Raw genomic sequence first — 12,271 nt, 5'->3', positions numbered from 1 at the left:
CGCCCGGCACCACGCCAGATGTGTCCGGTTGGTCCTTTGCGGCGGTCGCGGCAATACGATCGGGCGCATGAGCACCTCGGCCGAGCCGGGGCGGACCGGTCCGCTGGTGGGCCGGGCCGCCGAGCTCGACGACCTCGACGACCTGCTCTCCACCGCCGCCGGCGGTGACGGGGGGACCGTCCTGCTCGAGGGTGAGGCGGGGATCGGCAAGACGAGCCTCGTCGAGGCCCTCGCCTCCAGCGCCCGGCTCCTCGACGTGGAGATGCGGACCGCGCGCGCGTCGTCGATGCGGTCGGCGTCGTTCGCGCTGCTGGCGGACGCGCTGCTCGCGGACTCCCGGATCGGCCGGGGCGGTGGTGCGCGCGGCCCCGTCGAGGGCGAGCTCACCGACCTCATGGAGGCCCTGCACGGTGAGCCGGCGTCGGCCTGGGGCTCGTCGGCGTCGTCGGCCCGCCGGGAGCGTGCCGTGGAGCTGTTCGCGGCGATGCTGCGCCGCCGCGGGGACGCCCGACCGTGGGTGCTGGTGCTCGAGGACGTGCACCTCGCCGACGACGCGTCGCTCGACGTGCTGCTGCGTCTCGCCCGCGAAGGAGCGGTGCCGCGCGCGCTCGTCGTGCTCACGCTGCGTCCCGTCCCGTACCGCCCCGCGCTGGCCCCGGTGATCGCCGCGTGGACCCGTGCGGGCGCCCGGTACGTGGAGCTGCGTCCCCTGTCGTCGTCGGCGGTGGTCGAGCTGGGGGAGCGCCTCGCCGGCGGTGCGCTCGGCCCGTCGCTGCGCGGCACCCTGTCGATGACGGGCGGCAACCCGCGGCTCGTCGCCGACGTGGTGCGTACCGCCCAGGCAGCACAGGCGCTCTCGTCCGGCGGCGGCGTGCTGGACACGAACGACAGCGGCTGGCTCGAGCCGCTGTCCACGCTGGTCCGGTCCCGGCTCGACTACCTCGGGCCCGAGGTGCTGGAGCTCCTGCGGCAGGCGTCCGTGCTCGGCGCGTCCTTCGTGGTGTCCGATCTCGCGTCGCTGGTGGGCGAGCCGGTCCCCGACTGCTGGCGGACCCTGCGGCACGGCCTCGCCGCGGGCGTGGTGCGCGCCCGGGGCGACCGCCTCGTGTTCCGCCACGAGCTCGTGCGCGCCGCGCTGTACGAGGGTCTCGACCCGGCCCGCCGCCGCGCCCTGCACGCCCGTGCGGCGTGGGCGCTGCGTGAGGCGGGCGCCCCCGTCGAGATCGTCTCCGGCCACCTGGAGCGCGCGCGCTGACGTCGTCCGCCTCCTACGGTGGCCCAGGGGTCGGGGAGCGGCCCCGCTGCACCGACACCGGATCCACCTGCATCGACCCGCATCGACACGAGGAGCACGCATGCCCACGCGTACCGCACGCACCGCCTGGACCGGGAACCTCACGGAGGGCACCGGCAAGGTCGACCTGGTCAGCTCGGGCGCCGGCTCGTACGAGGTGTCCTTCCCCAAGCGCGCGGCCGAGGAAGCCGGCGGCACGACGAGCCCGGAGGAGCTGATCGGCGCGGCGCACTCGTCGTGCTTCGCGATGCAGCTCTCGGCCGTGATCGCCGAGGCCGGTGGCACGCCGGTGTCGCTCGACGTGACGGCCGACGTCACGCTGCGCCCCGACCCGGCCGGCGGGTTCCGCATCTCGGGGATCGCACTCACGGTCCGTGGACAGGTGGAAGGGCTGGACGCCGACGGGTTCGTGCAGGCGGCCGAGAACGCGAAGCGCTCCTGCCCGGTCAGCAAGGCCCTGACCGGCACGGAGATCACCTTGGACGCCGCGCTCGCCTGACCGGGTCCGCGTCCGGCCCCTCGCCGGCTCACGTCGGTGGCTGCCGGGGCCGGGCGTCGGGCCGCAGCCGGGGCCTGCGTCCGGTCGCAACCGCGTCGCGTCCGGCCGCGGGCCCGGTCGCCCCGCCTTCGCTGACGACGTCGTCCTGTCCGGCGCGACGAAGTCTTCAGCGAACCGCCTGGCGGGCGCCGGTCGGCGTCGGGCCCCGGCCCCGGAGCGTCCACCCGCAGCCGTGTCCACGAGGCGGGGCACCGGGCCGTGCCGGGGCCGGGCGGTGGGACACTGCACCCGTGGCCGCCCCGACCGACACCACCGCCTCGCCTGCCGGCCCCTCGCCGTCGAGCGACGTCCGCCCCGACGACGTCGTCCGGTCGCTGCGCTCGGCGATGCGCGGCGCGGTCGACGACTCGACCCGTCGACGCGCCGAGTACTCGACCGACGCGTCGAACTACCGGGTGGTGCCCCAGGTCGTCGCCTTCCCCCAGGACCCGGACGACGTGCTCGCCGCCCTGTCGGTGGTGCGCGAGCTCGGTGTGCCGCTGACGAGCCGCGGCGGTGGCACGTCGGTCGCGGGCAACGCCGTCGGGACGGGGGTCGTGCTCGACTTCTCGCGGCACGTGAACCGGATCCTCGACATCGACCCTGAGCAGCGCACGGCACGCGTCGAGCCGGGCGTGGTCATGGCCGCCCTGCAGAAGGCCGCCGCACCGCACGGCCTCCGGTTCGGGCCGGACCCGTCCACGCAGGCCCGCGCGACGCTCGGCGGGATGATCGGCAACAACGCGTGCGGGCCCCGGGCCGTCGCGTACGGGCGGACGGCCGACAACGTGCTGGAGCTCGACGTGGTGGACGGCACGGGCCGCCGGTTCACCGCGGGGCGCGGCTCGCTCGACGCGGTGCCGGGGCTCGACGCGCTGGTCCGCTCCCACCTCGACGTGATCCGCACCGAGCTGGGCCGGTTCGGCCGCCAGGTGTCCGGGTACTCGCTGGAGCACCTGCTGCCCGAGAACGGCGTCGACCTCGCAAAGGCGCTCGTCGGCACCGAGGGGACGGTCGGCACGCTGCTCGGCGCGACGGTCCGGCTCGTGCCCGTGTCGGCCGCGCCGGTGCTCGTGGTGCTCGGCTACCCGGACATGCCGACGGCCGCCGACGCCGTCCCCGCGCTGCTCGCGCACGCGCCGCTGGCCATCGAGGGCATGGACTCGCGGCTCGTCGACGTGGTGCGACGCGTCCGCGGTGCCGCGGCGGTCCCCCCGCTGCCCGAGGGTGCCGGCTGGCTGATGGTCGAGGTGGGCGGTGACACGCTCGAGGAGGCGCTCGCCCGGGCGCAGGCGCTCGCCGCGTCGTCCGGCACGTCCGCCGTCGGCGTGTTCCCGCCGGGACCGCAGGCGGCGGCGATGTGGCGCATCCGGGAGGACGGCGCCGGCCTCGGCGGCCGCACGCCGTCGGGTGAGCAGGCGTGGCCCGGTTTCGAGGACTCGGCGGTGCCGCCCGAACGGCTCGGCGCGTACCTGCGTGAGCTCGAGGCGCTGATGGCCGACCACGGCGTGGACGGGCTCGCGTACGGGCACTTCGGCGACGGCTGCGTGCACCTGCGGCTCGACGTGCCGCTCGAGCGGTCCGGGGACCCCCTGCGGGCGTTCATGACGGACGCCGCCCACCTCGTCGCGTCGCACGGCGGGTCGCTGTCGGGCGAGCACGGCGACGGCCGGGCCCGCTCGGAGCTCCTGCCCGTGATGTACAGCGAGCGGGCGATCGGCCTGTTCGGCGCGTTCAAGGACCTGCTCGACCCGCGCGACCTGCTCAACCCGGGCGTGCTGGTCCGCCCCCGGCCGATCGACGCGGACCTGCGCCGACCGCACGCCCGACCCCTGCTCGCGACGACCGGTTTCGCGTTCCCGCACGACGCGGGCGACCTCACCACGGCCGTGCACCGCTGCGTCGGGGTCGGCAAGTGCCGGGCCGACACCAGCGCCGCCGGCGGCTTCATGTGCCCGTCGTACCTCGCGACGAAGGACGAGAAGGACTCGACCCGCGGCCGGGCCCGGGTGCTGCAGGAGATGGCGAACGGGACGCTCGTCTCGCGCGGCTGGTCCTCGCCCGAGGTCCACGAGGCGCTCGACCTCTGCCTGTCCTGCAAGGCCTGCTCGTCGGACTGCCCCGCGGGCGTCGACATGGCGCAGTACAAGTCCGAGGTGCTGCACCGCACCTACCGTGGGCGGCTGCGCCCGGTGAGCCACTACGCGCTGGGATGGCTGCCCCGGTGGACCCGTCTCGTCACCGCCGTGCCGGGTGTCGCCGGCCTGGTGAACGGAGCGCTGCGCGTGCGGCCCCTGGCCCGCGCCGTGCTCGCGGCGGCCGGGATCGACACCCGCCGGCAGATGGTCACCTTCGCGACGCAGCCCTTCCGCGCCTGGGTGCGGCGCGAGGGTGCAGGGCAGGTGACGCGGACGTCCGGCCGCAGCCGGGCGGGCGCGCGTCCCGCGTCGGCGGAAAGGTCGGGCACGTCGGGCGCGTCCGCCTCGGCGGGCGGAGCCGGCGCACGGCCGCAGGTGCTGCTGTGGACCGACTCGTTCAGCGACACGCTCGCGCCGACGGTTCCCCGGGCCGCCGTGCAGGTGCTGCGCGACGCCGGCTACGAGGTCCTGGTGCCCGACCACGACGCCTGCTGCGGCCTCACCTGGATCAGCACCGGCCAGCTGGACGGCGCCCGGCACCAGCTCAGCCACCTGCTCGACGTGCTGGGCCCGTTCGCCGTGAACGGCATCCCGATCGTCGGCCTCGAGCCGTCGTGCACCGCCGTGCTGCGTTCCGACCTGCTCGACCTGCTGCCCGACGACCCCCGCGCCGTCGCGGTCGCCCGCGAGACCCGCACGCTCGCCGAGCTCCTCACCGCCCCGACCCCGATCGGACCCGGCGACCGCTGGCAGGTCCCGGACCTGTCCGACGTCACCGCGGTCGTGCAGCCGCACTGCCACCACTACTCCGTGATGACGTGGACGGCCGACCGCACCCTGCTGACGGAGGCCGGTGCGACGTTCTCCGCGCTCGCGGGATGCTGCGGCCTGGCCGGGAACTTCGGCATGGAGAAGGGGCACTACGACGTGTCGGTGGCCGTCGCCGAGAACCAGCTCCTGCCGGCGCTGCGCGCCGCCGCGCCCGGAGACGTGTACCTGGCGGACGGGTACTCGTGCCGGACCCAGGCCGACCAGCTCGCGGGCGTGCAGGGCATCCACCTCGCCGAGCTGCTCGCCTCGCGGCTGCCCGCGACGGCCGGCCGCGATCAGGCGGTCGACGCGTAGTCCGTCACGACGGAGCACTCCTGGTCGTCGGTCCCCTGCAGCTCGCGGTCGACGGCGGCAGCCCAAGAGGGGCGATCACCGGCAGTTCAAGGACGGCCGACGCGAGCGCCCGGGACGCCGTTGTCCGCGGGCGCTGCGCCAGCCGTCCTCGCTCCACGTGAGCGTAGGACGCACCACCGACGCGGCCGGTCGGTCCATGGTCACGATCCGGCGACGAGATGGTCACGGTGCGGATCGGCCGGGCGGTGGACGCGGTTGGACACGGGCCGGCCTCCCGACCAGCATGGGCGCATGCTCGTCGCCTTCTCCGTCGCCCCCCTCGGTTCGGGGGAGTCCGTCACGCAGGCCGTGGCGGACGCCGTCCGCATCGTCCGCGAGTCCGGTCTGCCGAACCGCACCGACGCGATGTTCACCACGATCGAGGGCGAGTGGGACGAGGTGATGGACGTCGTGAAGCGCGCGACGGAGGCCGTCGGCCGCGACGGCCACCGCGTGAGCCTGGTGCTCAAGGCCGACATCCGGCCGGGCCGCATGGGCGAGCTGACCGGCAAGGTGGAGCGCGTCGAGGCCGCACTGGCCGACGCGCCGGACCACGAGGCCTGACGAGCGGTCCCGCCCGTGGTCATGCCCGCGCGAGCGCCGGTGTGAGCAAGGACCGGTGCACCACCCGAACGACGGGCTGACGCACCGGGCTCGCTGTGGGACCCTGTGCTCGCGAGACGTGTCCGGACGGGGGGCACGAGAGCGACCAACGAGGGACGTGTCCGTCTGGACGCGCGCCCAGGAAGGCCGGGAACGATGCCCATCTTCGAGCTCGACGAGGGTCGTCCCCGCCTCGTCCAGCCGATGCAGCCACTGGCCGGCTCCTTCGGCCAGGAGTGCGCCTCGCTCCTCACGCACCACCTCGCCGCCGTCGCCGGCGAGCCCCTGTTCGCCGTGCGGTTCCGGACGGGCGCATCCGACCACGCCGACCTGCCCGAGCTGCTCGCGCTCGACGCGACGGGCCGGGCCGTGGTCGTCGAGGTCGTGCAGGTCGTGGACGACGACGCCATCGTCACGGCGCTCCGCCATGCCGGCATCGCCTCCCGGATGACCAGCACCGACTTCGCCCGGGCGTACCACGTGGACCCGGGCCGGTTCGCCGTCGACTTCGCGGGGTTCCGCGAGCAGGTCGCGTTCGGCACGCACACCAGCCGCCGCGAGGGCGTGCGCCTCATCGTCCTGTGCTCGGAGGTCGCGGCGGAGGCCGGTGACACGCTCGGCTTCCTGCGCGGACCCGGCCGGCACGTCGACGTGCTCCAGGTCGGTGTCGTGCGGGGCGTCGACGACCGTCGGCTCCTCGACGTCTCGCCCCTGGCGACCCACGAGGGCGTCCGCCGTCCCGTCGAGCCCACCGCGCTGCGGCTGGTCCGGTCCAGCGAGGCGTTCGCGACGGCCATGGCGTACCAGCCCGAGCGGGACAGCCACCTGCCGACCACCAACCCCCGCAAGGCGCTCACCGGCGAGCTGCGCGCCGTCACCCCGCCGCAGGCACGTCCCGGCCCGCCCGCCCCGACGCCGCTCGCCCGTCGTTCGTCCGCGACCGAGCCCACCCCGCTCCCGTTCGGCTCCTCCGGCCAGGGCGCCGGGGACGGCCGGGACGAGGACGACCCCACCGGCGACGGTGCGGAGCCGAAGGACGACTCGAGGAACCAGCCGCCGCGGACCCCGTGGTCGGCCGCCCCGGCGGACGCCCACGACCACACCGACCCGGCAGGGCTGCCCCCCGTCACCACGCTGCCCTCCGTCCCGGCGCCGGGCACCTCCCGGACGGTGCCGTCGAAGTCCACTGCCCGACCGTCGTCGGCGACGTTCCGCCCGGCACCGGCGACGCTGACCCCGATCGCGGGTCTGCGGGCCGCGGCCGACGACCGCGTCCGTCCGCGGCCCGGACAGGCGGACGAGCTCGCGGGCCCGGGCGGCCCTCGCCCGTTCGTCGCACCGGTCGGCGACCACGGACCGGCCTCGACACCGGCGACCGGCACGTCGCCCGCGGATGCCGCCCAGCCGCCGACGCGGCCCGAGCCGCTCGTCCCGCTCCCCGAGCTGGCGACGCTCGCCAAGAGCCGCCGGGCGGTCACCACGCTCGTCTGGTTGCGCGAGCGCCGCGGTCAGCGGTTCGTCGCGACGCTGCGCCCGGACGGGCTGCTCCAGCTGTCCAACGGCCGGACGTTCGCCGACCCGGACGCCGCCGCGACCTCGGCCGCCGACTCGGAGAGCACGCTCGACGGCTGGCGTGCCTGGCGCCTCGGCGACGGCGGGCCCACCCTGGCCGAGGCCGCCGGCGTCACCCACCGCTGACGTTCCCGCCCGGTTCGGCAGGGGTCAGACCTCCAGCACGACCTTGCCGAGCTGGCTCCCGTCCGCCAGGCGCGCGAGGGCGTCGCGGGCGCCAGCGAGCGGGTGGGTCGAGTCGACGAGCGGGCGGACGCCGGTGCGGGCGAGGAACGCCAGCAGGTGCGTCAGGTCGTCCCGCGATCCCATCGTGGTGCCGACGACGGTGACCTCCTGGAAGAAGATCTTCGTCAGCTCGGCGGGCGCGGGGTCGCCGGACGTGATGCCCGCGACCGCGATCGTGCCCCCCGGTCGCACGGACCGGACCGAGTGCGTCCAGGTGGCCCTGCCGACGCTCTCGAGCACCAGGTCGACGGGCGCGATCCGGGTGCCGGGCTCGACGGCCTGCGCGGCGCCGAGCCGCAGCGCGTGCTCCCGACGGGCCTCGTCGCGGCCGGTCACGACCATCTCGAGTCCTGCCGCCGTGCCGAGGAGCACCGCCGCGGTGGCGAGCCCGCCGCCGGCGCCCTGCACCAGCACGCGCTGCCCGGGCGTCGCGCGACCGGTCGTGAACAGCATCCGGTAGGCGGTCAGCCACGCCGTCGGCAGGCACGCGGCCTCGACGAACGACAGCTCCGCCGGCTTGTCGACGAGGTTCCACGTCGGCACCGCGACCTGCTCGGCGAGCGTCCCGGGGTAGCGCTCGGACAGCAACGAGCGGGGCTCGTCGGGCCCCACACCGTGCCCGCTCGCGCCGCCGACGACCGCGTGCACCACGACCTCCCGGCCGTCGGCGGTGACCCCGGCGGCGTCCGTGCCGAGGATCATCGGCAGCTGCTCCTGACGGATCCCCACGCCGCGCAGCGTCCACAGGTCGTGGTGGTTGAGCGCCGCCGCGCGCACGTCCACCACCGACCAGTGCTCCCGCGGCTCGGGGGCCGGGCGGTCGCCGACCACCAGTCCGGACAGCGGGTCGGTGGACGAGACTCCGGCGGCGTAGGCGGCGATCACCCGGCCACGGTAGCCACCCGTGCGCCGTGGCGTCGTGCACGAGGTGCGCGGCGTCGTGCACCACGTGCCGAGCCCGGTGCGTCGCCGTGTCCGTGGCGCGATGCGGCGTGCTCCTGGAGGGCAGGGCGACCGGAGGGACTGACGGATGAGCGGGTCGGGCGGGATCGGGCAGGTGGTCGCGACGATGGACGACATGCGGGACGGCTGGCCCGCGGACGACGGCGTCGGGGTGTTCCTCGACCTGTACCGGCGGGTCACGGTGCTCGTCGGGCAGCGGGTCACCGGCACGACGTTCCGTGACCCGGCGTTCGTCGAGGACCTCGACGTGCGGTTCGCGGGGCTGTTCCTCGACGTCCCCCGCGACGTCGCCGCCCACCGGAGGGTGTCGAGGGCGTGGGCGCCGCTCGTCGAGCGCCGTGCGGTCCACGGCGTCCTGCCGATCCAGTTCGCGATGGCCGGGATGAACGCCCACATCAACCACGACCTCGCCCTTGCCCTCGTCGCGACCTGTGCGGCCCGAGGCACCGGCCCCGACGACCACGACGTGCGCGCCGACTTCGAGCAGGTGAACTCGGTGCTCGCGGAGGTGGTCCGGCCGATCCGGCAGTCGTTCCTCGACCAGCACGTGGTGCAGGTCGGCGCGCCCCTGTCGCCGGTCGCGGACCTCGTCTCGAACTTCTCGATCGACAAGGCCCGCGACGCGGCGTGGGTGTCCGCGATGCTGCTCTGGCAGGTGCGGGACATCCCCTTCCTGGTGTCCGCGGCCCGGGACACGCTCGCCCGGACGGTCGGGCTGGTGGGGCGTCAGCTGCTCACCGTCCTGTGAGCAGGCTCGCTTTCAGGCGCAGCCGATCTGCTGGGTGGAGAACGCCACGTCGTCGAGCCACAGGTCGAACTGCGCCGGCGTGGTCCCGCCCTGGTAGAGCTGCCAGCCGACCTTGACCTCCTGGAAGTCCGGGAAGACGAACGGCACGTCCGCCCCGCCCGCAGTCTGGGTGTCGACCGTGAGGTCCTCCTGGAGGTCGCCGTCGATCCAGACCTTGACCAGGTTGTCCGACGCGTCGAGCTGCCACTCCACGCACTGCCACCGGTCGGCGACCGCGGGCGCCGACTGCTGCCAGCTCGTCCAGTCGCCCGTCGGGCCGCCGTCGGACCCGACGCCCCAGAAGACGCCCGGCACCGTCGGCGCGTACTGGCCCCCGACCGGCCGGACCACCCCGGCGCCCTGCCCGGAGGCCTCGACGAGCGTGAAGTGCGCCCAGTCGGGGGCCGACGGGAACTCGTCCACCCGCAGCCGGATCCTGCCGTAGAAGCTGTTGTCCGGAGGGTCCACCGGGATCACCATGAACGCCCGGCCGTTGTCGGCGGTGTGCACGTGCAGCGCCTTGGCGGCGGGTCCCCGACCCGGCGCGCGGGCAGGCTCCACCGTCAGGGTGCCGTTGCGGGTGTCGACACCCCACCGCATGCTCGCGGCCCCGCCGGCAGGGAGCCGGTCGAAGTCCTCGCAGAACAGCAGGGTGCGGTCGGCGCACACCGTGCGCTGGACGGGGCCCGGGCCCGGGCCGGGGTGGCCGCGGTCGCTCCCGGCACTGGCCCCGGCGGCACCGAGGCTCAGGGCCGCCGCGGCGACCGCCGCGGCGGCCGCGGTGACGACCCGTCGTCCCCGCCGCGCCGGTGCGCGTCCCGGTGTCGTGGTCCGGTGTGCGTCTTGCTGCGTCATGCAAGCTCCCCCTGCTCGTTGCGGACCCGCGACGGCGACGCTGTGCGACGTCGGGGGCGTGGACGTCCGCGCAGCCTAGGAAGGCGTCGGGCCGCCGCGGAACCGTGGATGCGCGAACGGGCACGACTTGTTCGATTAAGCCCGGCCCGAGGACGCGACGCGGTGGCCGGCAGGACCGTCAGCAGGACGTGTAGACGTACCCGCGTCGGCCCTTGGCCACGACGTCGCGGTCGCGGTAGATCACGCTCGTCGTGGCTCCTCGTGCGTCGCACGCCTCGGCGAAGTTGGCCGTGCCCCCGTTGTCGGTGTACTCGATCTCGTACACCCGCGCGCCGTAGACCGACGTGAAGTCGTCGCACTCGTCGTAGACCTGGCACTCCTCGACGATCGCGAAGTCGAACCCGATCGCCGTGCCGCGCGACGTGAGGTCGGCGTCGTTCTTCTGCGCGATCGCCAGGCCGTCCGCGTGCGCCCGCGCCGCCAGCAGCCTGGCGAACGCGACGTTGTTCTGCGTGGTCAGGCGCTTGGAGCTGCGGCTGTAGCTGTCGAGGTTGTCCGGCTCGACCGCGTCGTAGCCGCGGGCCTTGCAGCCGTCGATCCAGCCGCCGACGATCGCCAGCAGCCGGGTGCGCTTCGCCGCCGTCGACGTGTCCAGCAGCATCTCGTCCCACGCGCTGTCCACCACGTACGTGCCGTTCGCCTTCTTCAGCAGCAGGTCGTCGTGGTTCGTCTTCCACCAGGCCGCGTCGCCGGGCTGGGTCTGGAACGCGTTGACGTAGCAGACGTTGTACCTGCCGGCAGCGGGCGCCTCCAGCCGGTCACGGTCGACGATCGCAACGGTCGACGCCGGGGTGTACGCACCGCCGATCTGGTAGTCGAGCTGCCCGTCGGCCGGCGGCAGCTGGGCGGCCGGCGCCGCGACGGTGGGCGTGCCGACGCCGACGACGAGGGCCGTACCGGCCAGGACGGCGACGGCAAGGCGCCGCACGAGGGTGATCATCGACGATCCTCCGAAGGGTTGCGGCGCCTCTCGACGGCCGGCGAACGTCCAGCGCTCGGACCGAGCGTCCAGGCCGCGTGAGCGGCTTGGAGGAGTCTCTCGTAGTCGGTGGCCGTCCGTGGTCGGAAAAGGGGACCGGCCCTGCACCTCACGTCGAGGTCAGCTCGCGCGGCCAGGCCAGGACGTCCACGAGGGCGCCGTTGCGCCACACGGTGATCTCGATGCGCCGGTCGATCGCGTCCTCGACCATGAGCCGCTGCACGGCCGTCGCCGTCACGACGCGGTTGCCGTCGAGGGACACGACGACATCCCCACGACGCAGCCCCGCGACCTCGGCGGCGCTGCCGGGCGACACCTCGACCACCTGGAGCCCGGTGCGGGAGCCCATCCTCGCGGCGAGCTCGGGGGAGAGCGTGACCTGCGTCCCCGCGATGCCCAGCCACGCCCTGCGGACCCGGCCGCGGGTCATGAGCGCGTCGATGAGCTGCCTCGTGGTCGCGTTGACCGGCACGGCGAGCCCCACACCGATCCCCGCCAGGGCCGTGTTCACGCCGACCATCCGCCCGGCGCCGTCGGCGAGCACCCCGCCGCTGTTGCCGGGGTTGAGCGCGGCGTCCGTCTGGATCACCTCGTCGACCACCCGCCCGGAGGAGGTGGGCAGGGAGCGACCCAGGGCCGAGACGATGCCCGCGGTGACGCTGCCCGCGAGGCCGAGCGGGTTGCCGAGCGCGATGACGAGCTGACCGACCCGCAGCCCTGCGGCGTCCCCGAGCGGCACCGGTGGCGGCACGTCGTCGCGGGCACGCAGGACCGCCAGGTCGGACAGGGGATCGGTGCCGACCACGTCGGCGTCGACCACGGTGCCGTCGCCGAACGCCGCCTCGACGCTGCGCGCCCCGGCCACCACGTGAGCGCTCGTGAGGAGGTGCCGGTCGGCCGTGATGACGCTCGCGCTGCCCGCACCGCGGCCTCGCGCTGTGGTGACCGACAGGCTCGCCACACTCGGCAGCACCGCGGCGGCCACGCCGGACACGGTGCGGGAGTAGGCGTCGAGCACGTCGTCGTCCATGCCCTGGTGCAGCGCCGCGCGGCCGTCCGACGATGCCCGCGTTCGCTGGAGGCGAGCAGCCAG

At 75.1% G+C, this 12,271-nt stretch carries 10 protein-coding genes; 6 read left to right on the top strand and 4 right to left on the bottom strand.

The features are described 5' to 3' along the window. The first annotated feature begins 67 nt into the window (after positions 1-67). From ACVW07_RS08950 to ACVW07_RS08930, 5 genes are all read left to right on the top strand, one after another. On the top strand, positions 68-1,255 hold the full coding sequence (locus ACVW07_RS08950) for an AAA family ATPase (protein ID WP_456818900.1): 1,188 nt from the start codon (positions 68-70) through the stop codon (positions 1,253-1,255). Between the two features lie 100 nt (positions 1,256-1,355). Continuing rightward, positions 1,356-1,793, top strand: a complete 438-nt coding sequence (locus ACVW07_RS08945; protein WP_456818899.1) for an OsmC family peroxiredoxin — start codon at positions 1,356-1,358, stop codon at positions 1,791-1,793. Positions 1,794-2,083: 290 nt separating this feature from the next. Next, positions 2,084-5,095: an FAD-binding and (Fe-S)-binding domain-containing protein gene (locus ACVW07_RS08940; RefSeq protein ID WP_456818898.1), complete on the top strand. Its 3,012-nt coding sequence runs from the start codon at positions 2,084-2,086 to the stop codon at positions 5,093-5,095. Positions 5,096-5,386: 291 nt separating this feature from the next. Further along, the gene (locus ACVW07_RS08935) at positions 5,387-5,698 is read left to right on the top strand and encodes an MTH1187 family thiamine-binding protein (protein ID WP_456818897.1); all 312 of its coding nucleotides are present in this window, start codon (positions 5,387-5,389) and stop codon (positions 5,696-5,698) included. 195 nt (positions 5,699-5,893) lie between these two features. Next, the gene (locus ACVW07_RS08930; RefSeq protein WP_456818896.1) at positions 5,894-7,435 is read left to right on the top strand and encodes a restriction system modified-DNA reader domain-containing protein; all 1,542 of its coding nucleotides are present in this window, start codon (positions 5,894-5,896) and stop codon (positions 7,433-7,435) included. A gap of 24 nt (positions 7,436-7,459) precedes the next feature. Here ACVW07_RS08930 and ACVW07_RS08925 read toward each other — a convergent pair whose 3' ends face one another. Continuing rightward, on the bottom strand, positions 7,460-8,419 hold the full coding sequence (locus ACVW07_RS08925; protein ID WP_456818895.1) for a zinc-binding dehydrogenase: 960 nt from the start codon (positions 8,417-8,419) through the stop codon (positions 7,460-7,462). Positions 8,420-8,564: 145 nt separating this feature from the next. Between ACVW07_RS08925 and ACVW07_RS08920 the strand changes: the two genes are divergently transcribed. Next, positions 8,565-9,245, top strand: a complete 681-nt coding sequence (locus ACVW07_RS08920) for a DUF5995 family protein (protein WP_456818894.1) — start codon at positions 8,565-8,567, stop codon at positions 9,243-9,245. 12 nt (positions 9,246-9,257) lie between these two features. Here ACVW07_RS08920 and ACVW07_RS08915 read toward each other — a convergent pair whose 3' ends face one another. The 3 genes from ACVW07_RS08915 to ACVW07_RS08905 form a co-directional block, all read right to left on the bottom strand. Further along, positions 9,258-10,139: a hypothetical protein gene (locus ACVW07_RS08915; protein WP_456818893.1), complete on the bottom strand. Its 882-nt coding sequence runs from the start codon at positions 10,137-10,139 to the stop codon at positions 9,258-9,260. 178 nt (positions 10,140-10,317) lie between these two features. Beyond that, the gene (locus ACVW07_RS08910; RefSeq protein ID WP_456818892.1) at positions 10,318-11,139 is read right to left on the bottom strand and encodes an endo alpha-1,4 polygalactosaminidase; all 822 of its coding nucleotides are present in this window, start codon (positions 11,137-11,139) and stop codon (positions 10,318-10,320) included. Positions 11,140-11,287: 148 nt separating this feature from the next. Beyond that, positions 11,288-12,208, bottom strand: a complete 921-nt coding sequence (locus tag ACVW07_RS08905) for a S1C family serine protease (protein ID WP_456818891.1) — start codon at positions 12,206-12,208, stop codon at positions 11,288-11,290. Between the last annotated feature and the right edge of the window lie 63 nt (positions 12,209-12,271).

Source organism: Cellulomonas sp. URHB0016 (genome assembly GCF_054057935.1).
This window is presented reverse-complemented; position numbering and strand designations above follow the sequence as displayed.

Bases quoted from the DNA above. Each gene is read 5' to 3' on its own strand.
- ACVW07_RS08950 (WP_456818900.1), top strand. From the start codon at position 68: ATGAGCACCTCGGCCGAGCCGGGGCGGACCGGTCCGCTGGTGGGCCGG.
- ACVW07_RS08945 (WP_456818899.1), top strand. From the start codon at position 1,356: ATGCCCACGCGTACCGCACGCACCGCCTGGACCGGGAACCTCACGGAG.
- ACVW07_RS08935 (WP_456818897.1), top strand. From the start codon at position 5,387: ATGCTCGTCGCCTTCTCCGTCGCCCCCCTCGGTTCGGGGGAGTCCGTC.
- ACVW07_RS08930 (WP_456818896.1), top strand. From the start codon at position 5,894: ATGCCCATCTTCGAGCTCGACGAGGGTCGTCCCCGCCTCGTCCAGCCG.
- ACVW07_RS08920 (WP_456818894.1), top strand. From the start codon at position 8,565: ATGAGCGGGTCGGGCGGGATCGGGCAGGTGGTCGCGACGATGGACGAC.
- ACVW07_RS08915 (WP_456818893.1), bottom strand. From the start codon at position 10,139: ATGACGCAGCAAGACGCACACCGGACCACGACACCGGGACGCGCACCG.
- ACVW07_RS08910 (WP_456818892.1), bottom strand. From the start codon at position 11,139: ATGATCACCCTCGTGCGGCGCCTTGCCGTCGCCGTCCTGGCCGGTACG.
- ACVW07_RS08905 (WP_456818891.1), bottom strand. From the start codon at position 12,208: ATGGACGACGACGTGCTCGACGCCTACTCCCGCACCGTGTCCGGCGTG.